The organism is Paralcaligenes ureilyticus, assembly GCF_004346225.1.
Lineage (GTDB): Bacteria > Pseudomonadota > Gammaproteobacteria > Burkholderiales > Burkholderiaceae_B > Paralcaligenes > Paralcaligenes ureilyticus.
The window spans coordinates 1-23,425 of sequence record NZ_SMAJ01000021.1 but is presented as its reverse complement, the minus strand read 5'-3'; the positions used below and the strand labels follow the sequence as shown (position 1 = coordinate 23,425).

At 59.2% G+C, this 23,425-nt stretch carries 20 protein-coding genes and 1 riboswitch; of the genes, 7 read left to right on the top strand and 13 right to left on the bottom strand.

Translation table 11 applies throughout. The features are described from left to right. Positions 1-36: 36 nt before the first annotated feature. Positions 37-1,041, bottom strand: a complete 1,005-nt coding sequence (locus EDC26_RS18280; protein ID WP_132585586.1) for a sodium:calcium antiporter — start codon at positions 1,039-1,041, stop codon at positions 37-39. 64 nt (positions 1,042-1,105) lie between these two features. Beyond that, a riboswitch (yybP-ykoY riboswitch) is annotated at positions 1,106-1,242 on the bottom strand. Between the two features lie 205 nt (positions 1,243-1,447). Between EDC26_RS18280 and EDC26_RS18275 the strand changes: the two genes are divergently transcribed. Continuing rightward, entirely contained in the window at positions 1,448-2,614 is a 1,167-nt protein-coding gene (locus tag EDC26_RS18275; protein ID WP_132585475.1) for a fimbria/pilus outer membrane usher protein, read from the top strand. A 177-nt stretch (positions 2,615-2,791) separates the two neighbouring features. Then, entirely contained in the window at positions 2,792-4,618 is a 1,827-nt protein-coding gene (recQ, locus tag EDC26_RS18270) for a DNA helicase RecQ (RefSeq protein WP_132585472.1), read from the top strand. Between the two features lie 7 nt (positions 4,619-4,625). Here recQ and ruvB read toward each other — a convergent pair whose 3' ends face one another. The 7 genes from ruvB to EDC26_RS18235 all read right to left on the bottom strand — a co-directional run bounded on the left by ruvB (position 4,626) and on the right by EDC26_RS18235 (position 11,198). Beyond that, positions 4,626-5,690: a Holliday junction branch migration DNA helicase RuvB gene (gene ruvB / locus EDC26_RS18265; RefSeq protein WP_132585469.1), complete on the bottom strand. Its 1,065-nt coding sequence runs from the start codon at positions 5,688-5,690 to the stop codon at positions 4,626-4,628. A 243-nt stretch (positions 5,691-5,933) separates the two neighbouring features. After that, on the bottom strand, positions 5,934-6,509 hold the full coding sequence (ruvA, locus tag EDC26_RS18260) for a Holliday junction branch migration protein RuvA (RefSeq protein ID WP_132585466.1): 576 nt from the start codon (positions 6,507-6,509) through the stop codon (positions 5,934-5,936). 25 nt (positions 6,510-6,534) lie between these two features. Further along, positions 6,535-7,080 (bottom strand): crossover junction endodeoxyribonuclease RuvC, encoded by a 546-nt coding sequence (gene ruvC / locus EDC26_RS18255; protein ID WP_132585461.1) that lies wholly within the window; start codon positions 7,078-7,080, stop codon positions 6,535-6,537. After that, positions 7,080-8,672 carry a bifunctional phosphoribosylaminoimidazolecarboxamide formyltransferase/IMP cyclohydrolase gene (gene purH, locus EDC26_RS18250; RefSeq protein WP_132585458.1) on the bottom strand — a complete coding sequence of 531 codons (1,593 nt, stop codon included), beginning with the start codon at positions 8,670-8,672 and terminating at the stop codon, positions 7,080-7,082. Before purH ends, ruvC begins: the two co-directional genes overlap by 1 nt. Positions 8,673-8,695: 23 nt before the next feature. Next, complete coding sequence (locus EDC26_RS18245) at positions 8,696-8,935, bottom strand: helix-turn-helix domain-containing protein (protein ID WP_132585455.1); 240 nt, start codon at positions 8,933-8,935, stop codon at positions 8,696-8,698. Positions 8,936-8,973: 38 nt separating this feature from the next. After that, on the bottom strand, positions 8,974-9,993 hold the full coding sequence (gene dusB, locus EDC26_RS18240; protein WP_132585452.1) for a tRNA dihydrouridine synthase DusB: 1,020 nt from the start codon (positions 9,991-9,993) through the stop codon (positions 8,974-8,976). 41 nt (positions 9,994-10,034) lie between these two features. Next, positions 10,035-11,198, bottom strand: a complete 1,164-nt coding sequence (locus tag EDC26_RS18235) for an FAD-dependent monooxygenase (protein WP_132585449.1) — start codon at positions 11,196-11,198, stop codon at positions 10,035-10,037. 169 nt (positions 11,199-11,367) lie between these two features. Here EDC26_RS18235 and EDC26_RS18230 point away from each other — a divergent pair, with 169 nt between their 5' ends. Beyond that, the gene (locus tag EDC26_RS18230) at positions 11,368-11,844 is read left to right on the top strand and encodes a TM2 domain-containing protein (protein ID WP_243700975.1); all 477 of its coding nucleotides are present in this window, start codon (positions 11,368-11,370) and stop codon (positions 11,842-11,844) included. Positions 11,845-11,999: 155 nt separating this feature from the next. On the opposite strand, the gene EDC26_RS18225 is transcribed toward EDC26_RS18230, so the two are convergent. Both EDC26_RS18225 and oxlT read right to left on the bottom strand, forming a co-directional pair. Further along, entirely contained in the window at positions 12,000-13,448 is a 1,449-nt protein-coding gene (locus EDC26_RS18225) for an aldehyde dehydrogenase family protein (protein ID WP_132585446.1), read from the bottom strand. 216 nt (positions 13,449-13,664) lie between these two features. After that, positions 13,665-14,999, bottom strand: coding sequence for an oxalate/formate MFS antiporter (gene oxlT / locus EDC26_RS18220; RefSeq protein WP_132585443.1), 1,335 nt, complete (start codon positions 14,997-14,999; stop codon positions 13,665-13,667). Between the two features lie 365 nt (positions 15,000-15,364). Here oxlT and EDC26_RS18215 point away from each other — a divergent pair, with 365 nt between their 5' ends. Both EDC26_RS18215 and EDC26_RS18210 read left to right on the top strand, forming a co-directional pair. Further along, positions 15,365-16,294, top strand: a complete 930-nt coding sequence (locus tag EDC26_RS18215) for a LysR family transcriptional regulator (RefSeq protein ID WP_132585440.1) — start codon at positions 15,365-15,367, stop codon at positions 16,292-16,294. 182 nt (positions 16,295-16,476) lie between these two features. After that, entirely contained in the window at positions 16,477-16,749 is a 273-nt protein-coding gene (locus EDC26_RS18210) for a LysR family transcriptional regulator (RefSeq protein ID WP_132585580.1), read from the top strand. 153 nt (positions 16,750-16,902) lie between these two features. Here EDC26_RS18210 and EDC26_RS18205 read toward each other — a convergent pair whose 3' ends face one another. The 3 genes from EDC26_RS18205 to EDC26_RS18195 all read right to left on the bottom strand — a co-directional run bounded on the left by EDC26_RS18205 (position 16,903) and on the right by EDC26_RS18195 (position 20,807). Continuing rightward, on the bottom strand, positions 16,903-17,676 hold the full coding sequence (locus tag EDC26_RS18205; RefSeq protein ID WP_132585437.1) for a fumarylacetoacetate hydrolase family protein: 774 nt from the start codon (positions 17,674-17,676) through the stop codon (positions 16,903-16,905). 117 nt (positions 17,677-17,793) lie between these two features. Then, positions 17,794-19,026 (bottom strand): formyl-CoA transferase, encoded by a 1,233-nt coding sequence (gene frc, locus EDC26_RS18200; RefSeq protein WP_132585434.1) that lies wholly within the window; start codon positions 19,024-19,026, stop codon positions 17,794-17,796. A 26-nt stretch (positions 19,027-19,052) separates the two neighbouring features. Beyond that, entirely contained in the window at positions 19,053-20,807 is a 1,755-nt protein-coding gene (locus tag EDC26_RS18195) for a thiamine pyrophosphate-binding protein (RefSeq protein ID WP_132585431.1), read from the bottom strand. A 356-nt stretch (positions 20,808-21,163) separates the two neighbouring features. Here EDC26_RS18195 and sucC point away from each other — a divergent pair, with 356 nt between their 5' ends. Beyond that, positions 21,164-22,372 carry an ADP-forming succinate--CoA ligase subunit beta gene (gene sucC, locus EDC26_RS18190; RefSeq protein WP_132585428.1) on the top strand — a complete coding sequence of 403 codons (1,209 nt, stop codon included), beginning with the start codon at positions 21,164-21,166 and terminating at the stop codon, positions 22,370-22,372. Position 22,373: 1 nt separating this feature from the next. After that, complete coding sequence (gene sucD, locus EDC26_RS18185; RefSeq protein WP_132585425.1) at positions 22,374-23,252, top strand: succinate--CoA ligase subunit alpha; 879 nt, start codon at positions 22,374-22,376, stop codon at positions 23,250-23,252. Positions 23,253-23,425: the final 173 nt, after the last annotated feature.

Genomic DNA, 23,425 nt, shown 5'->3' with positions numbered 1-23,425 from the left:
TTGTAATAGAGAAAGGCAAACGGCTGCGATCGTGCGTCACACACCGAAATACACCAGGACAAACCCGATAAAGGCCAGATACGCCAACCCTACCGTGGCCAGCGGAGCCACACGCATCGCACCGCGCCGCAATGAAATCCACAAAAAGCCGATGGACAGCATCGTCATGGCGGCCGCCGTCAGCAAGGGTGTATCCAGATGCCAGGGCGTCATGAAGATCGCCAGCGAGCTGGGAATCGTCGCCTGTATCATCATGGCGCCCGAAATATTCGCCAGCGCCAGACGCTCTTTGCCCTGCCTGACCCATATCAGGGCGTTCATGATTTCAGGCAACTCGGTGGCCACCGGCGAGAGCAGCAGGGCCGTGATATGCGGCGACGCACCGGCCCAAATGCCTATGGCCTCGATCTGCTGAACAAACACATGTGACGCAACCGCAATAACCAGCAACGCCAACAGCGTTTGTACAAGAGCCCAGGACATGCCAGGGCTGGAATCGTGCGGCCGCAATTTCAGCGGCTCCAACGCCTGGGCATCGGCGGCGCCTTCGGAAACGGCCAGTTCACGCTTGACGTAACAGCCGTAGGCCAGCAAAAACAACAGTCCTAGCCAGGGCTTCCAGCTAAAGACCAGCACGCCCAGCGCCACCTTGGCCACGAAAATCGCCATGAACCAGGCCTGATCGCGCGCCAGGCGCTGCTGATTCACAGCCATGACGCGCCGATCGCCCCCTGCCCGCCCGGATCGACGCCAGACGGCCAGCCCCACGACCGCGTAGGCCAGCGTCGCCAACACCAGCGGCCCGCCCAATGCGGCCCCTACGCCAATATCTTTTTGCCCGGGCGTACTTCCAAACACCACGGCAACAAAGGTGACGGCACTTTCAGGCAGTGCCGTGCCAAACGCCGCCAACAGAGTGCCCACAGCGGTCGCGCCCAGATTCAGGCGGTAGCCCACCCATTCCACGCCATTGACGAAGAACTCACAGGCGGCGTAGATCGCCACGGCGGAAAAGAGAAAGAGGAAGAGAGCAAGCGGCATGACAATCGGGGCCGGGCGTAGCGATAACCATGGCGCGACGATACGCAACGCCCGGCAGGACGACGCATCGCGGCCAAAGGTCTCGCATGGCGCAGGACTGACACCCAACGCCGCTTGCGCCATGGCGAACGAATCACCAAGTATGTTGACGCAAGCTTCCCGGACAATGCCCGAAAATAGCTACTCCCCAATGACGGAAAGAGCGTGAATTCTAGCAGATTATCGAGCAATTTTTTGGCGAGATGGCAGCCACAAGGGCTGCCGCTACAAGTACCTGCCGGTGAATCACGTAGCGACAGGCCTTGTGCCTGTCATCCATGCAAGATACGGCCTCGATGGCCAACGGGTGCCATCATCGGCCTATCAAGGTATGATGATTTTGGGATGCAGTTTGTGGTGAACAGTCATGGCAATAAATAGTTTAGGCATCAAGGCAATAATCGGATTGGGGTTGCTGAGTTGTTGGGCGATTCTGGCTCGGGCGCAAGAGGGTCCGGGCGCCGCCCCGGTTGATGATGGCGGGCCCTCGCTAAGCGATCTGGCTCCGGTCCGCTTGTATTCGGTACCCAATATTGCCGTGGAACCGCCGCAGCCCTTGCCGCCCGCGGGAGCCGCTGATGACCCGGCGTCCACCACTCCCGTCGCCGGCACCGCACCCGACCCGAGCTCGTCAACGACCCCGGATATCGATCTGGAGGGAGCTTGGCGCAAGCACTTGCCTTTGTATGCGCCCGGCGCCTGGCGACCCATGGGGGTCGATGTCCTTGCGCAGGATGACCCTGGTGGAGGCGATTCGGCCGGCAACGAGCACTGGACGCTGGGCACCCATAACTGGCGCTACACCCGCCCCAACGGCGTGGGCCTGACCTTGGGCAATGATCTGGCTGCCGCCCCGCAGTGGGGCAACTCTGCCCGATTGGGCGGCGTGCAGCTTTCTGACCAGCTATCCAAGGGCAACGCGGCGGTGGGCCAATGGCAATACTCGGCGATGGTGGGCGCGCTGGACTACTCGCCCAGCACGTCCGAAGGCGGTCTGACGTACGGGCCGGCGGCCAGCAGCTCAGTGCTGCGTTACGGCTGGAGCCCGCAGTTGACACTGGAATCCCAGGTCGAATGGGCACCGGCGATGGATACGCTGGGCGTAGGCGGAACCTACGATACCCGCAACTGGGGTGTCTGGAAAGCAGGGGTTGCCAAGGCAAGCCAGGATATGCAGCATGGCTGGCGCTACCAGGTAGGCTACGAAGCAAGCGTTCTCGATACACTGAAGCTGTCATGGACCAACGAGCAGCGCAGCGGCGGCTTTGCCGATTTGAGCCGGTATCGCGATTATTCGGTGGATGGCGGACAGACCAGCAATCGCTGGGCGGCAACGTGGCCAACGGGGCGCTGGGGCGATATCAGCGGCACTTACGAAACGGTCGACACGGCGCTGGGGCCGTCGAAACAATATATTGGACTAAGCCAGCAATTCTGGCTGAGCCCCAATTTACGGGTGGCGCTGAAGGCCGATCATGAAAGGATCGGCGGCGATTACGACGTAGGCCTGCATTTTTCCATCCCGATCAATTGATCCGCGTGTAGCGCCACCCCTTGTGGGTGGCGCTACAAAAGCCCTGCTGGACATACAAGCCCTGCCACCTGCGCAAGCTGTGCCCGCGCGGTGTAGCATGACGGCTAAAATACCGTTCCCGCGCCGATGTTTCCAAAACATCCGGCCGGCCCTTTCCATTTATCTTCTGACCGTTGAATGTCTGCTGCCGAAAAAACCATACTCGATACTTTGCAATCCGTCTTCGGTTATGAATCTTTCCGTGGCGACCAGCAGGCGATCATCGAGCATGTGGTGGGCGGCGGCGACGCGCTGGTCCTAATGCCCACGGGCGGAGGAAAGTCGCTGTGCTACCAGATCCCGGCCTTGATCAGGGCGGGCACCGGGGTGGTGGTATCGCCCCTTATTGCCTTGATGCAGGATCAGGTCGATGCCCTCACCGAATTGGGCGTGCGCGCCGCTTTTCTGAATTCGACGCAGGATTGGCACACGGCCCGCGAGGTGGAGCAGGCATTTTTGACGGGCCAGCTGGATCTGCTCTATGTGGCGCCCGAGCGCTTGCTGACCGAGCGCTGCCTGGATCTGCTAGAACGGGGCACGATCGCTCTTTTTGCCATCGACGAAGCGCACTGCGTGTCGCAATGGGGGCATGACTTCCGCCCCGAGTATCTCGAACTGTCGATTTTGTCGGAGCGCTGGCCGCAGGTTCCCCGCATTGCCCTGACCGCAACCGCCACGACCGTGACGCGCCGCGAAATCGCACACCGCCTGAACCTGGATGGCGCGCGGCATTTTGTGTCCAGCTTCGATCGGCCCAATATACGTTATCGCATTATTGAAAAGGCCGAAGTCAAGCGCCAGCTTTTGCATTTCATACAAACGGAATATCCTGGCGACTGCGGCATTGTTTACGCCCTGTCGCGTGCCAGGGTTGAAGAGACTGCCGACTTTCTATGCCAGCACGGCATCGCCGCCCTGCCCTATCATGCGGGCCTGAGCGCCACGGTGCGGGCCGACAATCAGGCCCGCTTCCTGCGTGAGGACGGGCGGGTCATCGTGGCTACCATCGCCTTTGGAATGGGTATCAACAAGCCCGATGTGCGTTTTGTCGCTCACATCGATTTACCCAAGTCGGTGGAAGGCTATTACCAGGAAACCGGCCGCGCAGGGCGTGACGGCCTGCCCGCAACGGCGTGGCTGGCGTACGGCCTGCAAGACGTGGTGCAATTGCGGCGCATGATCGACGGGTCGGCCGGCGATGATCTGTTCAGGCGCCGCCTGGGAGCCCAGCTCGATGCCATGCTGGGACTGTGCGAGACGGTATCGTGCCGGCGCCAGCGCCTGTTGGCATATTTCGATCAGACCATAGAGCCTTGCGGCAATTGCGATACCTGCCTGGAGCCGCCCCAGGCCTGGGATGGCACGGTCGCCGCGCAGAAAATCCTGTCCACGGTGTACCGCCTGTGGCGCGAGCGCGGCCAGCGTTTCGGGGCCGGGCACCTCATCGATATCGTGCGCGGCAAGACGACCGAACGCATCAAGCAATACGACCACCAGACGTTGTCGGTGTTCGGGGTAGGCGCCGATCTGTCCGATCAGGCCTGGCGCGGCGTCTTGCGTCAGCTGCTGGCGCAAAGCCTGCTGGCGATCGATCATGAAGGCTACGGCACCCTGGCGTTGACCAGCGCCAGCCGGGAAGTGCTCAAGGGCGAGAAGACCCTGATGCTCAGGCGCGAATCCGAGAAACAGGCGCGCACCGGCCGTTCAACGGCGGCACGGCGCAAAGAGGCTGAAATCGTGCTTCCAGCGGCCGCTCAGCAGCGCTTTGAGGCGTTGCGCGTCTGGCGCGCCGACGTGGCTCGCGGCCACGGCGTGCCTGCCTACGTCATCTTTCACGATGCGACCCTGCGCGAGATTGCGTTGCAATGCCCCACGTCGCTCGACGAATTAAGCCATATCAGCGGAGTCGGGGCGCGCAAGCTCGAGGCCTACGGCGAAGATCTCTTGCGCCGGGTGGATGCCTGATAGCGCGTCAGACGAATAGCTCGGCACTGTCGGCCGCGCTGGGCGGCGTCAGGCCCAGATGCCGCCACGTGGTCTGCGTGGCGATTCGGCCCCGCGAGGTGCGCTGCAAATAGCCTTGCTGGATGAGATAGGGCTCGATCACGTCTTCGATGGTGTCGCGCTCTTCGCCTATGGCCGCGGCCAGGCTGTCGACCCCTACCGGGCCGCCGTCGAATTTATGAATAATGGCTTCGAGCAATTTGCGATCCATCAGGTCCAGGCCTTGTGGATCCACCTCCAGCATGGCCAGCGCCGCCGCCGCTATCGACGCGTCGATCCTGCCATCTGATTTGACCTCGGCATAATCGCGTACGCGGCGCAACAGGCGGTTGGCGATGCGCGGCGTGCCGCGGGCGCGTTTGGCGATTTCGATGGCGCCCTCTTCCGTCAGGCCGGCGTTAAGCAGATGGGCGCTGCGCGCCACAATATGCATGAGATCTTCGGCGCTGTAGAACTCCAGGCGCGAGACGATGCCGAAGCGATCGCGCAAGGGGTTGGTCAACATGCCCGCGCGCGTGGTCGCGCCCACCAGGGTAAACGGCTGCAGATCGATCTTGACGCTGCGCGCCGAAGGCCCTTCGCCGATCAGGATGTCGATCTGAAAATCCTCGAGGGCCGGATAGAGAATTTCTTCCACGACCGGCGACAGGCGATGGATTTCGTCGATGAAGAGTACATCGTTTTTTTCGAGATTGGTCAGCAATGCCGCCAGGTCGCCGGCCCGCTCGAGCACGGGGCCCGACGTCTGGCGCATCTGCACGCCCATTTCATTGGCAATAATATGGGCCAGGGTGGTTTTGCCCAGGCCCGGCGGCCCGAACAGCAAGACATGATCCAGTGCTTCGCTACGGTTTCTGGCGGCTGCGATAAAGATTTCAAGCTGCTCGCGTACACGCTGCTGGCCGATATATTCGTGGAATGCGCGCGGCCGCAAGGCGCGCTCGACCGACTCTTCATTAGGCGAGGCGCTTTGCGCGGCGACGATGCGTTCGGTCTGAGGGGCGCTGGAGAGCTTATCGGAATGTATGGCCATAATGGGTGGGGTCGGCAAAGTTAGGGCTATCGTACACCAAGCAATTGAGCGGCCATAAAGGCCGCCCCTACGAAACGTGCAAATGGGTTTTGTAGCGACAGGCCTTGTGCCTGTCATCTACGCAAGACACCACCTTGATTATCAACGATTATGGCAGCCACAAGGGCTGCCGCTACAAAAACCATTCACAGCCAGGATGGAATCTTGCAACGATGACAGGCACAAGGCCTGTCGCTACAAAGTTCACCCGCGGGCGAGCGATTTGAGCGCCAGCCGGATGCCTTCGGACACGTCTATTACGTCGGGCAGGCCTTTGAGAGCCGCCAGCGATTCACTGTTTGAATAGCCCAGCGAGAGCAGCGCATTCAGAATGTCATCCTTGCCTGACGATAAATGGACGGCGCCCGGGCCCATATCGGCGCCCAGCTTGCCGCGCAGTTCAAGCAGCAATCGTTCGGCCGTCTTCTTGCCGATGCCGGGCACGCGGGTCAGCAGCGTGGTTTCCTGGCGGGTAATGGCGTTGGCCAGATCTTCGACCGTCATGCCCGAAAGTACCGCCAGGGCGGTACGCGCGCCGATGCCGGTGACTTTGATCAGCGCCCGGAATGTCGAGCGCTGGCTGGCGGTCGAAAAGCCATACAGCGTATGGGCGTCCTCGCGCACGGCCAGATGCGTATACAGGGAGACGCGTGCGCCGTTTTCGGGGAGATCGTAGAGCGTGCTCATGGGAACGTCGATTTCATAGCCCACGCCCGCGACATCGATGCAGACCACGGGAGGCGTTTTTTCCAGCAAAGTGCCAGTGATGCGTCCGATCATCGGAGATTCCCTTTATAAGAAGTGCTTAACCGATCAGGCGCCCGCCGCGCAGGCGGTTGCCGCGTTGCCCGGCCAGCTCGCCGGACAGTTTCAGGCGTTGTGCCAACGGACCGGCATGCGCATGGCAAATGGCGCAGGCCAGCGCATCGGCCGAGTCGGCGGCCGGCAAGCCGTCGAGCTTTAACAGATGCTGGACCATTTTCTGCACCTGCTCCTTGGCCGCATGGCCATTGCCGACGACGGCCTTCTTGATTTGCAGCGCCGTGTACTCATGCACCAGCAGTTGGCTGTCCGCCATGGCGCACAGGGCCGCGCCACGCGCCTGCCCGAGCAGCAGAGTGGACATGGGGTTGGCGTTGACGAATACCTTTTCCAGCGCCGACACGGTGGGCTCGGTGTCTCGCACGATTTCGCGCAGGTTATCGAGGATGACTTTCAAGCGTTGCGCCAGCGGCTGATCGGCAGGGATGACGATGGTGCCGCTGGTAATGTACTGCAGGTGCATGCCCTGGACGTCCACCACGCCAAAGCCCGTGCGGCGCAAACCCGGATCGATGCCCAGGATGCGCATTAGTGGCGGAAATGCCGCGCGCCGGTCAGCACCATGGCAATGCCACGCTCGTTGGCGGCGGCGATGACTTCATCGTCGCGCATGCTGCCCCCGGGCTGTATCACGCAAGTGGCGCCCGCATCGACGACCACATCGAGCCCATCGCGAAACGGAAAGAAGGCATCGGAAGCCACCGCCGAACCGGCCAGGCTCAAGCCCGCATTCGCCGCCTTGATCGAGGCAATGCGGGCCGAATCGACGCGGCTCATTTGCCCCGCGCCCACACCTACCGTCATGCCATCGGCCACGAACACGATCGCATTCGATTTAACATATTTGGCCACCTTCCAGGCAAACATCAGGTCGCGCATCTGCTGCGGTGTAGGCGCCTTGTGCGTGGCCACCTTGAAGTCCTGGGCGGCCACTTGATGGTTATCGGGGGTCTGCACCAGCCATCCGCCACCGACGCGCTTGACGTCGAAGGCATTGTGCGCCGATCCGGCAGGCACTTGCAGGACGCGGACGTTCTTCTTGGCGGCAAAGATCGCCAGTGCGGCGGCGTCGTAAGCGGGCGCGAGCAGCACTTCGACGAATTGGGCACTGATCGCCTGCGCCGTGGCCGCATCGACCGGGCGATTGAAGGCAATGATGCCGCCAAAGGCCGAAGAGGGGTCGGTTTTGAACGCTTGCCGGTAGGCAGCCAGCGGGGTATCGGCGATAGCGACTCCGCAGGGGTTGGCATGCTTGACGATCACGCAGGCCGTGGTGTCGAAGCTGCGCACGCACTCCCAGGCGGCGTCAGCATCGGCGATATTGTTGTATGACAGTTCTTTGCCTTGCAACTGTCTATAGCTGCCCAGCAGCCCCGCGCCCAAGGGCTCGTCGGTATAGAAAGCCGCGGCCTGATGCGGATTCTCGCCATAGCGCAGCACTTGCTGCTGCCGCATTTGCAAGGTCAGCGTACGAGGCCAGGGGTGACGCTGCGGCGCCTGATCCTGGCCGGGCTCAGCCTCGGCCAGGCTGCTCAGGTAGTCGGCAATGGCGCCATCGTACGAGGCCGTATGCGCATACGCCCGCGTGGCCAGTTCAAGGCGCAAGGCGTATGAGGTCTGCTTTGCCGGGCCATCCATTTCAGCCAGCACGCGCGCATAATCGCCCGGATCGATGACGACGGTGACGCCGCCCTCCTGTGTGCCATGATTTTTGGCTGCCGCGCGCAGCATGGCCGGCCCGCCGATATCAATGTTTTCAACCGCGTCGGCAAATGAACAGCCGGGCTTGGCGATGGTTTCGCGAAAGGGGTACAGGTTGACCACCAGCAGATCGATGGGGTCGATATGGTGTTGCGCCAACGTGGCCATATGTTCGGGGCTATCGCGCCGCGCCAGCAGGCCGCCATGGATTTTGGGATGCAGGGTCTTGACGCGCCCATCGAGAATTTCAGGCGAGCCGGTGTGGGCCGCCACCTCGGTGACGGAAAGCCCAGCCTGGGCGAGCAGCCTGGCCGTGCCGCCGGTGGAGAGCAGGCGCACGCCGCGTGCGGCAAGCTCCCGGGCGAATTCGACAATGCCGGTTTTGTCGGAAACCGAAAGTAAGGCGGTCTGAATCTTCATGAATAGGCTTGCGTTAAGGAGGGTTAGGGTTGCAGGTTATGGGCCTGCAGCTTTTTTCGCAGTGTGCTGCGGGTGACGCCCAGCATCTCGGCCGCTTTGGACTGATTGCCTTTGGATTTTTCCAGCGCGACCTGCAGCACAGGGCGCTCGACGCAGTTCACGACCATGGCCAGCATGTCGCGGGGCTCGGATTCGCCCAGATCGGAAAAGTAAAGTTCAAGACGTTCGCGTACGGACTGCTCTAAGGGATTTTTGATACTCATGGCGGATGAAAATATTTTTTAGTTGTTGGATGTTCGGTTTAAGCGGCCAGAGCCGCTGGCAAACGGGTTTCGATAGGTTCGTGGGCAGGGTAACGATTAAACCATTGCTCCAGGGCTCGGGTCTGATGGCATGTTGTGTCGATCTGGTTGATGTCGCGTATGAGTGCATCGCTGCCCGGCAATTCGGCCAAGTACCAGCCGATATGCTTGCGCGCCGATCGCACACCCGTGTATTCACCATAGAACCGGTAGTGGTCGTCGAGGTGATCCAGCAAACACGCACGTAATTCACCGTAACTGGGAGGATCCAGATGCGATCCGGTTGCCAGATAATGCGCAACTTCACGGAATATCCAGGGACGGCCTTGTGCGGCCCGGCCGATCATGATCGCGTCGGCCCCTGTGTACTGTAGTACGTATTGCGCCTTTTCGGGACTATCGATATCCCCATTTGCAATCACCGGAATTTTGAGTGCGCTTTTTACGTCCCGAATCGTGTCGTATTCAGCCTGGCCCTGATACAGGTCGGCGCGGGTGCGCCCATGCAGGATCAACGCGGCAATGCCCACTTGCTCGGCCTGCCGGGCCAGATGTACCACATTGCGATGCTCGCGATCCCAGCCCGTGCGGGTCTTGAGCGTGACCGGCACGCCCAGCGGCGTGCAAGCGCGCACCACGCGGTCAAGTATGCGCACGACCAGATCTTCGTCGCGCAGCAGCGCCGACCCCGCGGCGACATTGCACACTTTTTTAACCGGGCAGCCCATGTTTATGTCGATGATGCAGGCACCCTTGCGTATATTGAACACAGCGGCCTCGGCCAGCATATCGGGGTCGGACCCAGCAATTTGTACGGCAATGGGGTCCATTTCACCTTCGTGATTCAGGCGCCGCGAGGTTTTGACGCTGTCCCACAGGCGTGGATTGCTGGCTGCCATTTCCGAAACCGCATAGCCCGCGCCCAGCTTTTTGCATAATCGGCGGTAGGGACGATCGGTCACCCCCGCCATGGGGGCGACAAAAACCGTGTTGGGGAAGGACCAGGGACCAATGCGCATCGGGGGATTTTAACCCCCTATTTGTATTGTGCTGCGAACCGTTACGTGCGTAGTCCTTGAAGCAAATGACGCGCCAGCGGCGTACGCAGGCTGGCGCTCAGATCGAGCGCCAGCAGGCTTAATCCGCAGGCGTGCTCGATCAGGGGATTTCGCGTGGCGAAAATCCGCGGCAGAAAATCGGTAATCCCGGTTGTCAACCAGCGGTCCGGGCGACGGTTCTGTGCAAAACGCGTCAGCACCGGCCCCGGATCGGTGTCGCTGCGCAGCAACCACGTGGACAGCCCCTGGGCCAGCTGCACCGCATCGCGCAACCCCAGGTTAAGTCCCTGGCCCGCCACGGGATGCAGCGTCTGTGCGGCATTGCCAATGGCAATAGTGCGCGTATTGATCAATGACGGGCCGGCGTGCAGGCTGAGCGGGAAAACGTGGCGCGGGCCGGCGCTGGAAAAAAGCCCAAGCCGATCGCCGAAGCCGTCATGCAGGGCAGCCTCGAAGGCATGGTCGTCCAGCCGGGACAGGCTTTCTGCACGCTGCGGAGAACAGCACCAGACAATGCCGTAGAAGTCGGCGCCCCGAGGATGCGGCAAAACAGCGAGCGGGCCCTCGGAGGTAAATCGCTCGAACGCCCAATGCGGCCTGGGCCGGCTGGCGCGAACCGTGGCCAGCACGGCGTGCTGGCCGTACTGGCGCTGCAGGCCTTTAGGCCTGACCCCATCGGACTGGATGAGCAGCGCGCTGGAAAGCACGCGTTCCCCCAGATCGACCTGCACGTTTTGGGCATAACGCAGATGGACGGCGGGCGCGCTGACAAGTTCGATTCCGCAACGCGATACAGCGTCATGCAGCGCCGCCAGCAAGGCGTCGTAGGGTGTGACGCTGCCCAGGCGAGGCACATTCAGATCGCTGTGGCGTATGACCGTACGGCCAAGGCGGCCGCGTTGCGATACATGCACGGTTTCGATGCTGGAAGATTGATCCGGCCACGCATGCAATTGTTCGAGCAGGACGCGGCTGCCATGATTGATGGCGAGCGTGCGCGGGTCGCAAGAGGCAGCGGGAGCCGGAGTGCCCGGCGCGATGAAGTGCCTGCCGACCAGGGCAATGCGCCGGGGCACGCTTGTTTTGGAAGCCAGCAGCAGCGCCAGCGTGCAGCCCACTGGCCCTGCGCCGTTAATAACAACATCATAAGCGGACGTATCCGTCATTTTCGCCCTGGGCTCAACTACAATAAGGCAGATTTTACGGCTTTAATGTAATTCCATTTCCGAATCAATCGTGAACGCGAAAACGAAGCTGACATGTAGCAGCACCCCTTGTGGGTGCCAACAATGAAATGGAATAAAGATTCCAGGCGGTCAACCGAGGTGCAACACCATGCAGACGCAAACCCAGTCCGGCTTTGCCGTATCGTCCAAAGCTTCAGTGCCGGCGGCCAAACCGCATCGAAGCAAGCTGGCGGTGGCATGGCTGGCGTGTTTGCTGGGAATATTCGGCGCACAGTGGTGGTATCTGGGGCGCCGGCGCGCCTGGATGGTCACCGCTTTTTCATGTTTCATGATTGTGCTGGCCCAGCTCTACCCCAGCTGGTGGGAAAATCCGCCGTTCCTGATGTTGCTCATCCCGATTACCGCGGGCTTCACCGAGGCCCTGATCTTCGCGCTCAAGCCCGACGACCAGTTCGATCTGAAATACAACCCTGCGTCAGGGCGGGTCACCAAAACAGGCTGGGGGCCGGTCATTTTGGCCATCTTCACGACCCTGCTGTCGGGCATCGTGGTGACCGGCGGCATTTCCATTGCGGTAATTTACGTTTATACCTCGATGGGGTGGCTGAACGGGTTGGTGTTGTAGGTTTTGGTGCCCATTAGGGGCGCCGTTATATTGGCGGCGGGCACGTTTTGTAGCGGCAGCCCTTGTGGCTGCCATTTACGCAACAACCTGCACGTCGTTCAGCAAAAATGCCACCCACAAGGGGTGGCACTACATCTATGGCAAGGCCAAGCCATCTATCTCAAGGCCAGCCACACCGTTTTCGGCTCGGTAAAATTCTCGACCGCGGCGTCGCCATGTTCGCGGCCCAGGCCGGAATCGCCGGCACCGCCCCAGGGCAAGCGTATATCGGTATAACCGTAGGTATTGATCCAGACAGTGCCGGCCTTCAAAGAGTGAGCCACGTGGTGCACCCGTCCAATATCCGCGCTCCACACGCCCGCCGCCAGACTGTACACGGTGCCGTTGGCGATGCGAATGGCATCTTCTTCGTCATCGAACGGAATGACGCTCGCCACCGGACCAAATATCTCTTCCTGCGAAATCCGCATCTCGTGTTCAACGTCCGCGAACACGGTGGGCGCGACATAGTAGCCTTTGCGGTCGAGGCGTTCGCCGCCTGCGGCGAGCGTGGCTCCTTCGCGTTTCCCTATATCGACATAATCGAGGACTGTCGCAAGCTGCCGTGCCGATACCAGCGGCCCCATGGACGTGTCCGTAGCCGTAGGGTCGCCCACGCGAATTGTCTGCGCACGCTTGACGAGCCTTTCCACCACCTCATCGTAGACTTGGCGCTGCGCCAGAATGCGCGACCCGGCCGAACAAACCTGTCCTGTATTGAAGAAAATGCCGGAAGCCGCGGCACGCACCGCAGCGTCAAGATTGGCATCGGCAAAAATGAGATTGGCTGATTTGCCCCCCAGCTCGAGGGTGACTCGCTTGAAGTTGCCCGCCGCGCCGCGCATGATGCCTCGGCCGACATTGGGAGAACCGGTGAACGTCACTTTGTCGACATCCGGGTGCTGAACGAGCGCGTCGCCCACCACGCTTCCCAGTCCGGTCACAATGTTGAGTACACCGGGAGGCATGCCCGCCTCGAGCGCCAGCTCGGCCACGCGCAGCATGGACATCGGCGTAATCTCCGCGGGCTTGACGACCATCGTACAACCGCAAGTGAGCGCAGGAGCAATTTTCCACATGCCGATCATCAACGGAAAATTCCACGGCACGATGGCCGCCACCACACCGACCGGCTCGCGCCGCGTGTACGTCAACGCATCCGGACGAACCGGAACGACGGAGCCCTGGATCTTGTCTGCCCAGCCTGCGTAATACCGCACGGTATCGATGACGGCGGGCATGTCTTGCCGCTTGACTGCGCTCAGGGGCTTGCCCGTATCGCGGCTTTCTAGCGTCACCAACTCATCCTGGTGAGCCTCGATCAGATCGGCGAACCGATACAAAATGCGCCCTCTGTCAGCGGCGCGCATGCCGCTCCAGATAGGCAGTGCGGCCCGGGCGGCGCGTACGGCCGCATTGACATCGTCGACGCCTCCAGAGGCAACCAGCCCAATCTGGGTCTCGTCGGCCGGGTTGAGGTTAGTGGAATATTCGCCCGAGATGGGCGAAACACGTTTACCGTCGATGAGTAAGTCGTGCTTCTGCAACGGTGACGGATGGCTCATGCTTTTTTGCTCCTTGTTCGGATAGGTGTCTTGCGGAATTCGCTACAACTAACTGCTTATGGGACCAGACCTTCCGAAATGACGCCGCTCACGCGGAACTCATGGCATCCGTGAGGCAAAGACACTCTGGCGCTCTCGGTATCCTTGCGGCCAATCCGTTCAATCAACGGCTTGGCAGGTCGCATCGAGACGCGCCAGAATGCTGGCGCTAATCCTTTATTCGCCAGTTTGTTCAAACAGCTGGACACTCGGCGGCGCGAGAACACTGGCGTGGGCTTGAGCAGATCCCCCTTCAATCCAGCGGCGACGCGCCGGCGACAGGACAAACTTGGCAAAGAAGGCCGCCACAATACTCATCGCGGCGGCCGTGATGAACACGCGATCCCAGCGCCCGCCCACCGACAGCACCGAAGCCAGCGGCACCAGCAACGAAGCCGTGCCTTTGGCGGTATACAGCGTGCCGGCATTGACTGTCGCGAATTTGGTGCCGAAGGTATCCGCAGAAATAGCCGGAAAGATCGAGTAGATTTCGCCCCAGCACAGGAAGATCATGGCGGCGAAGAACATGAAAAGATACGGATTATGGCCAAAATACATCAGGCCCAGCATGGCGAGCCCTTCGCCTGTGAACACGATGAACATGGTGTTTTCACGACCGATCTTGTCGGAAATGAAGCCACACAACGGGCGGGTGAAGCCGTTGCACAGGCTGTCGATCGACAGTGTCATGGTCAGTAGCGGCAAGGTCAGGCCGGCCAGCGTGATGGGCAGACTGGCAAGGCCGAAGTCGTGGGCAATCGGACCAAGCTGCGCCGTGGCCATGATGCCTCCGGCCGCCACCGCAACGAACGTTGCATACATCATCCAGAACACTTTCGTCTTGACCATCTGCGACGGTTTATAGTCGATTTTGCCCGCCAAATTGGCCTTGGAAACCGTTAGCCCCTTTGGAATACGCGGCCGCACCAGCAGCATCGAAAGCAAGAAAATACCCACGCCTTGCCCAATGCCGAAGATCAGAAAAGCGTGCTCGTACCCGGAGAAATGGATCATCTTGGCGATAGGGATCACCGTAATGGCCGCTCCGGCGCCAAAACCTGCCGCCGTCAAGCCTGCTGCCAGGCCACGCCTGTCCGGAAACCACTTCAATGCATTACCGACGCAAGTGCCGTAGACGCACCCCGCACCCAAACCGGCAAGAATCGCAGCGAAATACAACGCGGTCAGCGACTGTGCCTGGGAATCGATCACCCAGGCGAGCGCCGCGAAAATCGCACCTGTTGCGACAACCGGGCGAGGCCCGAAGTGGTCAACTAGCCACCCTTCGACCGGGACGAGCCAGGTTTCCGTCAGAATGAAAATTGAAAAGGCAACCTGAATCGCCGCACGCCCCCAATGATGTTCGGCGTCCATCGGGCCGACAAATAGAGTCCAGCCATATTGCAAGTTGGCGACCAGCGCCATGCATAAAATGCCGATGATGAGTTGCGCCCATCGACCCGAGTGTGCCGAGTCGTTATTGACATCGGCCGTGTTCTGTTGATTGGTCATGCGTTGTCTCCGTTCTTATTTTCATCGCGCATGCTGCCTGGGCGCGATGAATTTCAGATAGGCTTCCTGTGGAAGTCCCTCCCGGGAAACGCCGCCTGAGACGGCACTCACCTTAACGACGATCCTAAATTGAAAGTAGAATTAGTAAAAATTAAAGTTTTTTACCATAACTATTAATAACTACTTATGCATCATGGGTATACCCGAACCTTAAATGTCATTAAACACAAGATATAGGAATTAAATGGCAGTGAAAATTCATAAATCATAAGTAATAGCTTATTGTTCTAAAATAATGGGCGATTTTAATTTATTATTGGCGCTATCGGAATTTACATCTGCAACAAAATCAATGGGATTTTTCCATGAAAAACGCCACACTGCGCCAACTTAAAGTGTTCGAAACGGTGGCCCGGCACCTGAGCTATTCGCGCGCGGCGGAAGAACTGCATCTGACGCAACCCGCCGTCTCCACCCAAGTCAAGCAACTTGAAGAACACGCCGGCTTACCTCTTTTCGAACAACTCGGCAAAAAAAACTACCTTACACCGGCCGGCAGCGAAATGCTGCACTATGCTCGTTCGATCATCGGTCAGTTCCGGGAGGCCGAAGAAGCCATGGTCCGCTTCAAGGGCATCTCCGGCGGCAAGCTCAACGTATCCGTCATCAGCGCGGGCGATTATTTTTTTCCGCGTCTACTGGCCGATTTCACGCGCCGTCATTCGGGCGTGGTGCTTAATCTGGCCGTCCATAATCGCGAGGAACTTCTGCATCAACTGGCCGGCAATCTCACCGACCTGGCGGTCATGGTGCGCCCGCCCCTCGATCTGGATACCATCAATGAATCCATAGCGCCTCACCCCTATGTGATCGTGGCTGCGCCCAACCATCCTCTGGCCAATAAAAAAAATATTCCACTGGCGCGTCTGGCGCGTGAACCGTTCGTGGTGCGGGAAAAAGGATCGGACACCAGAAACTCAATGGAAGAAGGCTTTGCGGGCCGGCTCCCCAATCTGAAAATCGCCATGGAGATCACCAGCACCGAAACCATCAAGCAGGCCGTCATCGCCGGGATGGGCATCAGCTTCCTGTCGATTCACACCGTAGCGCTGGAATTGCAGGTGAAGAATTTGGTCGTCCTGGATATCGAAGGCTTTCCGGTTATGCTCAATTGGTTTGTGGTGCACCGCAAAAACAAGCGATTGCCGCCGGTAGCACTGGCGTTCAAAAACTTCCTCCTGGAAGACGGCACGCGCTTGATCGCCAAATACACCCACTTGCCCTGGGACGCCTGATCCCGTTTCAACATAGCGGCTACCAATATATAAGTAAATAATTATGGTTTTCCAATAAATCTTTAACTATCGTGTATTGTAGATAGTATCTATGATGACAGCCGTCAAGTACCAATGATTGCAACCAGGAGGAATCAATCATGCATACCGCACATCTGCCATCGTATACGCGCATGCACCCTATGTCACCACCTCAGACCGACGAAGATGCACACCTGAAGGCATACAACGCCGCTTTCAGCGAATTGAACCTGCGCTTTCGCTGGGGTATGGATACCCTGCATTGGCTGGACGCCCTCGACTGCAACACCGACCGAGCGCGCATCGCCAAATATCTTGAAGTATGCCAACCCCATTTGTTGAAAGCCTACGATATCGATTTTTTAAGCCAGCTTATTTGCAGCAAACAAAACGAGCATTACCGAAATTTCGGCGAGCCGGCATCGGTGGCCTGAAATCGCCGCATCACCTTTTGCCGCCCTGCCCTAATCGGCGGGGCTTCTTTTACGCCTTGTCGGCGCCGTTATTCCATTTCTAAACATCGATGGCAGCCACGAGGGCTGCCGCTACATCTGCGGAGGTACCCGCTCTTCGCGAGCACGACCGAATCAGGTCAGGCTATTGGTCAACGCACCGATTCCTTCAATGGCTACCCGCACGGACGACCCATTCTTGATCGACCCCACGCCCAGCGACGTTCCGCAGGCGATCACGTCGCCAGGCAGCAGCGTCATATCGCGCGAAATGTGGCTGACCAGTTGCTCTGGCCCGAACACCATATCCGACAAAGGGTAGTTTTGGCGCTCCACGCCATCGAGCATAGTCACCACGCTGGCGGCCCGCCAATCGAATCCAGGCACAATGCAGGGACCGAGCACACCAAACGAGTCAAAACCCTTGGCGCGTGTCCACTGGGCAAAATTGAGATCTTCGTTGAGCAGCTCGGCTGCAGTGATGTCGTTGACGCAGGTATAGCCGAAAATATGACGGGATGCGTCGCCCGGATCGACATCGCTGCATCGCTTGCCGATCACGATGCCGAGCTCACCTTCATAGACAATCTTGCCGTCGTAGCTTTTAGGGCGTTTGATGCTCGCGCCCGTGCCGCACACCGACGTTGCCGGCTTGATGAGAAACAAGGGATGCGACGGCACGGTCTTCCCCAGCTTGGCCGCCAGGGCATGAAAATTATTCCATAGCGCAACAATCTTGCTTGGCTGGCAGGGGCTGAGCAAGGTGACATCGTCGGCCTTCAGCAGGACTCCCGTCGGGATCGGTGTGTAGAACATATCCCCGTCGTGTACGTGAATCTGACCAAGCTCGTCCTGCAGACCGAAGCCGATGCGATCGTCACGCGATCTATAGCGTACCCAGGATTTCATGCAAAGCCCTTCCGCCGTCAGAGACGGTACGCTCTTCGCGCCTTCATAGCGTCGAAGATCCTGCGTACCGCCTTTTTGTCAATCTGCATTTCGATGTTGCAATTCTGCCAGCGCCCGCTACACAGAGCCTTCTTCATGCAATTTGGCGATGTCGGCCGGACTCTTGCCCAACCATGCCAAAATTTCGTCGGTGTGTTCGCCCAGCAACGGAGCACGCTTCACATCCACGGGCGAGTCCGACAGATTGATCGGGCAACCCAACTGTACGTATTTGCCACGTGTCGGATGATCGAGCTCAACCAGAAAGCCGCGTTCGTACATCGACTTGTCTTCGATCAGATCTTTAGTCGACAGGATCGGGCCGCATGGGACATTGACGTCGTTGAGCGTCTTCATCACCTCGAACTTGGTCTTGGTGCACGTCCATTGCTCAACGATCGAGAAGCACTCCGGCAAGTGGCTCAGACGCGCTTCAGGCGTGGCAAAATCCGGATGCGTGATCAGATCTTCGCGGCCGCAAAATTTCATCAGTGGCTCCCAGCCCTGCGGCTGGATAATCACATAAGCGTAGTCATTGGCGCCGCCCGGCGAGCAGCGCAATGCCGCTCCCGGCTGGCCCCCGCCCGACGCATTGCCCGCGCGAGGCACATAGTCGTGGAACTTCTCGTTGGGATATTCGTTCAACGGCCCGCGCATCACGCGCTGCTGATCGCGCAGCTTGACGCGGCACAGATTCAATACCGCGTCTTGCATGGCCACCTCAATCCGCTGACCGCGCCCGGTCTTTTCACGCTGCAGGAGCGCAGCCAGAATGCCCACCACAAAATGCACACCGGTGCCCGAATCGCCAATCTGCGCGCCGGTCACGACAGGCGGGCTATCTTCAAAACCGGTGGTGCTCGAAGCACCGCCCATGCACTGCGCCACGTTTTCGTAGGCCTTGCAATCTGCATACGCGCCAGGGCCAAAGCCTTTGATCGACGCATAACTGATGCGGGGGTTGAGTTCTTGAAAACGTTCCCACGTAAAGCCGGCGCGATCAAGCACGCCGGGCCCGAAATTTTCGGCAATCACGTCACAGTGACGCACCAAATCTTCCATGACTGCCCTGCCACTGGCGTTTTTTATATTGACGGTAATGCTGCGCTTGTTGGAATTGAGCATCGTAAAATACAGGCTGTCGGCATCGGGCACATCGCGCAACTGGCCGCGCGTGATATCGCCTCGTCCGGGCAACTCCACCTTGATCACATCGGCGCCAAACCACGCTAATAGTTGTGTGGCAGTGGGCCCTGCCTGCACGTGGGTCATGTCCAGAACTCGGACGCCTTCGAGAGCTTTGGTGTTCATGTCGTTTCCTCCTGATGCTGTCGTAATTATTTGTACATGGTTTGATTTTTAGTGCCGGGGGCATATTCGCGCGGATCGACCCAAATATTGATGACCGCCGAACGGCCCGTTTTGGCAATCGACTCGCGCCCGCGCTGCAGCGCCGCCGCGATCTGGTTCGGGTCGCGCACCTCTTCGCCATAGCCGCCAAGCATTTCGGCAAACCTGGAAAAAGGAACATCCGAAAGCAAATTGCCCACACTGCCGCGTTTTTCGCCGTACTTGGTAATTTGCCCGTAGCGTATCTGGTTCATCGCCGAGTTGTTGCCAATCACGGCCAGATAGGGCACGCCAAAGCGGTTGGCCGTTTCCATGTCGAACGCGGTCATGCCGAACGAGCCGTCGCCGTAGTAGCACAGCACCTCCTTCTCCGGGTCGGCCAACCCGGCCGCAATGGCAAAGCCCGTGCCCACGCCCAGCGCACCCAGCGCACCCGGATCCATCCACTGGCCAGGGTTGCGAGGCCGTACCGCTTGCGCGGAAATAGTCACCACATCGCCGCCATCGCCTATATAGATAGTATCTTCGCCCAGAAACTCGTTCAACTCGTAAGCCACTCGATACGGGTGGATAGGCGTGCTGTTGGATCTGAAAAGCGGCATCACCTTGTCAAGCGCCACGGTTTCGGCCTTGCTCAACTCGGCCATCCATTTGCGGCGCTCCTGACGCTTGTCATTTTTGATGCGCCCGCCTGCGGCTTGCAACACCGCGCCAAGAATCGCGCCGGGGTCGCCTACCAGGCCCAGGCTGATATCGCGGTTCTTGCCCACGGTGCGATAGTCCATGTCGATCTGCACCAACGTAACGTCTTTGTTGATGCGTTTGCCATAGCCCATGCGGAAATCGAACGGCGTCCCTACAATCACCAGCACATCGGCCTTGACGAAGGCTTGTGAACGAGTGCGGTCAAAGTGATGCGGATCCCCTGGCGGCAGCAGGCCACGGCTTGCGCCATTGAAATAGCCCGGGATATCCAGGCCGCGCAGCAACGCAACGGCTTCTTCGTGACCACGGGCAGTCCACACTTGCTGGCCGAACAAAATCGCCGGACGCTCGGCGTTGACCAGGATATCGGCCAGTTTTTCGATATCGGCCGGATCGCCCACCGATTTGGTCGAAGCGCGATAATGCCCGGCCTTGGGCAGCACGGCTGCACTCAGTTCGATTTCACGGTCGAGCACGTCGCGCGGAATTTCCAGATACGACGGGCCGGGGGCACCGCTGAAGCATTCGCGCGCCGCCATCGAAATCATGTCGGCCACGCGCTCGGTGCTGGAAATAGTGGCGGCGAACTTGGTGATGGGCGTCATGAAGCTGACATGGGGCAAGTCTTGCAACGAACCCATCTTGTGCTGACTCAACGCACCCTGCCCGCCTAAATGCAGCACCGGAGTTTCCGAGCGGAACGCCGTGGCGATGCCGGTCATCGCGTTGGTACACCCAGGCCCCGAAGTGGTGACCACGCAGCCCAACTTGCCCGTCTGGCGCGCATAGCCATCCGCCGCGTGTGCGGCAACCTGCTCATGCCGCACGTCGATGATGCGAATGCCTTCGTCAACGCAGCCATCGTAAATGTCAATGATATGGCCGCCACATAGCGTAAAAATAGTATCGATGCCTTCGGTCTTGAGCGCCTTTGCAACCAGATGGCCGCCGGACACAACGCTGGCGCTCCTGCTTTTTTGCTTCAGCGTGTCATCGGCCGTGGTGGTCTGGGATGGGTTCGTAACGACTGTGGACATGGATGTCTCCTTCTCGGATAAATGCCGAATTCTGATTTCGTTGGGCGTAAATTATCTGGTAACGATGGCATAGGATATGTGATATACAATATTTTTACAAGCCTTATTCCTATTTTTTTGATCACGGAAACACCTTTTTTCAACGGTGCCAACGTCACCAAAAATAGCTGCAATGCACAAAAATAAACGTTGTCAAAAAAATGCCGGACGGATCCACCGAACGATAGTGCCGCCTATGAAAATACCCTCGTACGTCTTGATGAAATTAAATATATCACATACCATATACGCATATGGCGTCTCAGGCGGCATCTTCAGAGCATGTTTTCCCAGACAATCAAGGAATCGAGGGACAAATGAACATTCATGAATATCAGGCCAAAGAATTGCTCGGACGTTATGGAGCCTCAGTGCCCAAAGGCATTGTGGCCTTCTCTCCCGCCGAGGCCAGGGCTGCCGCCGAAAAGCTTGGCGGCTCGCTTTGGGTAGTCAAATCGCAAATCCATGCCGGCGGCCGCGGCGCGGGACGGTTCAAAAACGATCCTGGCGGCAACGGCGGCGTGCGCGTGGTGAAATCGATCGACGAAGTTGCCGCGAACGCCGAAAAAATGCTGTCGTCGGTATTGGTCACCAAGCAGACCGGCGAAACGGGCCGAGAGGTCAGGCGCCTCTATATAGAAGAAGGCTACCGTATCCAACGCGAACTCTATATAGGCATGCTGATCGACCGGGCCACCTCGCGGATTACGATCATGGCGTCCACCGAGGGCGGCATGGAAATCGAAGAGATTGCACACCGCTCACCGGAAAAAATTCTCAAGATATCCATCGACCCAGCCACGGGCGCCCAGACATTCCACGCGCGCCAGGTGGCCTATGGGCTTGGCCTGACGGGCAAGCAAATCGGCGCAGCTACGCGCTTCATACTGAGCATGTACCGTGCCTTTACCGAGCTGGATGCTCAAATCGTCGAAATCAACCCTCTGGTGCTTACCGATGACGGCGATATTCTGGCCCTGGACGCCAAGATGAGTTTCGACGACAACGCGCTCTTTCGCCACGCCGATATCGAAGCGTTGCGTGACGAAAGCGAAGAAGATCCGGCCGAACTGGAAGCCGCCAGGCACAGCCTGAACTACGTGAAGCTGGACGGCAATATAGGCTGCATGGTGAATGGCGCCGGCCTCGCGATGGCCACCATGGACATCATTAAATTGTATGGCGGCGAGCCGGCCAATTTTCTCGACGTGGGCGGTGGGGCCACGCGCGAACGTGTTGCGGCCGCATTCAAGCTGATCCTGGCCGATTCGAAGGTAGAAGGCGTCCTGGTCAATATCTTCGGTGGCATCATGCGTTGCGACGTGATTGCCGACGGCGTTGTGGCCGCTGCTCGCGAGGTCAACTTGAACGTGCCGCTGGTGGTTCGCCTGGAAGGCACCAATGTTGAACTGGGCAAACAGATTCTGCGTGATTCGGGTCTGCCCATTATGTCGGCCGACAACCTGGCCGATGCCGCTCAAAAGGTAACGACAGCCGTTGCCCAAGCCACTGAAGGAGTAAATTGACATGGCCGTTCTGATCGACAGCAATACCAAAGTCATTTGCCAGGGTTTCACCGGCCAGCAAGGCACTTTCCACTCTGAACAGGCCATGGCTTATGGCACCTGCATGGTGGGGGGAGTCACCCCCGGCAAAGGCGGCACCAAGCACATTGGACTACCGGTATTCGATACCGTGGCGGATGCCGTAGCCGCGACCGGCGCCAATGCGTCGGTCATCTATGTGCCGCCGCCTTATGCCGCCGATGCCATTCTCGAGGCGCTCGATGCGGAGGTACCACTCATCGTTTGCATTACCGAAGGTATCCCCGTGGTCGACATGGTGCGCGTCAAACGCGCGCTGGCGCATTCCGGCAGCCGGCTTATCGGGCCCAACTGCCCAGGCGTCATCACCCCGGGGCAATGCAAGATCGGCATTATGCCAGGCCATATCCATCGGCCCGGCAAGATCGGCATCGTATCGCGTTCCGGCACCCTCACCTACGAAGCCGTCGCTCAAACCACCGCCGTCGGCCTGGGCCAGACGACCTGCATCGGGATCGGCGGCGATCCGGTCAATGGTACCGACTTCATCGATTGCCTTGAGATGTTTCTGGCCGATGACGCCACCGAAGGCATTATCATGATCGGTGAAATCGGCGGCTCGGCAGAAGAGGAGGCGGCCGAATTCCTGCAACGATCCAACACCAGGAAACCTGTGATCGGCTTTATCGCCGGCACCACCGCCCCGCCGGGGCGCCGCATGGGGCATGCCGGCGCCATCATCTCGGGGGGCAAAGGCACTGCGTCCGCCAAGATCGAAGCCATGCGGGCCGCGGGCATTCACGTTGCCAATTCACCGGCGGCACTGGGACAGACGATGCATCAAGCGATGGCTGGCCGTTAGGGCATTTTCGGTTGACGTGTTTACGGAACTGAACGGGTTTCGTGTCGCTCTTTTTTGAGCCGTTTTGGGAGTGGTCATCGTTTTGGGTGGGGTCATTCTGTTAAGACGCCGCAGGGCGAGGGGTGGGTACCGTCCGGTCCGTCCAGCGGTCGGGGCGCTGCGCGCTCCGACTG

What these genes read in the sequence shown, in the direction of transcription:
- EDC26_RS18230 (WP_243700975.1), top strand. Translation starts at nt 11,368, where the DNA reads ATGCAGACGCAAACCCAGTCCGGCTTTGCCGTATCGTCCAAAGCTTCA.
- EDC26_RS18275 (WP_132585475.1), top strand. Translation starts at nt 1,448, where the DNA reads ATGGCAATAAATAGTTTAGGCATCAAGGCAATAATCGGATTGGGGTTG.
- EDC26_RS18210 (WP_132585580.1), top strand. Translation starts at nt 16,477, where the DNA reads ATGTCACCACCTCAGACCGACGAAGATGCACACCTGAAGGCATACAAC.
- ruvC (WP_132585461.1), bottom strand. Translation starts at nt 7,080, where the DNA reads ATGCGCATCCTGGGCATCGATCCGGGTTTGCGCCGCACGGGCTTTGGC.
- ruvB (WP_132585469.1), bottom strand. Translation starts at nt 5,690, where the DNA reads ATGGCCATACATTCCGATAAGCTCTCCAGCGCCCCTCAGACCGAACGC.
- EDC26_RS18225 (WP_132585446.1), bottom strand. Translation starts at nt 13,448, where the DNA reads ATGAGCCATCCGTCACCGTTGCAGAAGCACGACTTACTCATCGACGGT.
- EDC26_RS18215 (WP_132585440.1), top strand. Translation starts at nt 15,365, where the DNA reads ATGAAAAACGCCACACTGCGCCAACTTAAAGTGTTCGAAACGGTGGCC.
- ruvA (WP_132585466.1), bottom strand. Translation starts at nt 6,509, where the DNA reads ATGATCGGACGCATCACTGGCACTTTGCTGGAAAAAACGCCTCCCGTG.
- EDC26_RS18280 (WP_132585586.1), bottom strand. Translation starts at nt 1,041, where the DNA reads ATGCCGCTTGCTCTCTTCCTCTTTCTCTTTTCCGCCGTGGCGATCTAC.
- dusB (WP_132585452.1), bottom strand. Translation starts at nt 9,993, where the DNA reads ATGCGCATTGGTCCCTGGTCCTTCCCCAACACGGTTTTTGTCGCCCCC.
- frc (WP_132585434.1), bottom strand. Translation starts at nt 19,026, where the DNA reads ATGAACACCAAAGCTCTCGAAGGCGTCCGAGTTCTGGACATGACCCAC.
- EDC26_RS18195 (WP_132585431.1), bottom strand. Translation starts at nt 20,807, where the DNA reads ATGTCCACAGTCGTTACGAACCCATCCCAGACCACCACGGCCGATGAC.
- sucD (WP_132585425.1), top strand. Translation starts at nt 22,374, where the DNA reads ATGGCCGTTCTGATCGACAGCAATACCAAAGTCATTTGCCAGGGTTTC.
- EDC26_RS18235 (WP_132585449.1), bottom strand. Translation starts at nt 11,198, where the DNA reads ATGACGGATACGTCCGCTTATGATGTTGTTATTAACGGCGCAGGGCCA.
- purH (WP_132585458.1), bottom strand. Translation starts at nt 8,672, where the DNA reads ATGAAGATTCAGACCGCCTTACTTTCGGTTTCCGACAAAACCGGCATT.
- oxlT (WP_132585443.1), bottom strand. Translation starts at nt 14,999, where the DNA reads ATGACCAATCAACAGAACACGGCCGATGTCAATAACGACTCGGCACAC.
- sucC (WP_132585428.1), top strand. Translation starts at nt 21,164, where the DNA reads ATGAACATTCATGAATATCAGGCCAAAGAATTGCTCGGACGTTATGGA.
- EDC26_RS18205 (WP_132585437.1), bottom strand. Translation starts at nt 17,676, where the DNA reads ATGAAATCCTGGGTACGCTATAGATCGCGTGACGATCGCATCGGCTTC.
- recQ (WP_132585472.1), top strand. Translation starts at nt 2,792, where the DNA reads ATGTCTGCTGCCGAAAAAACCATACTCGATACTTTGCAATCCGTCTTC.
- EDC26_RS18245 (WP_132585455.1), bottom strand. Translation starts at nt 8,935, where the DNA reads ATGAGTATCAAAAATCCCTTAGAGCAGTCCGTACGCGAACGTCTTGAA.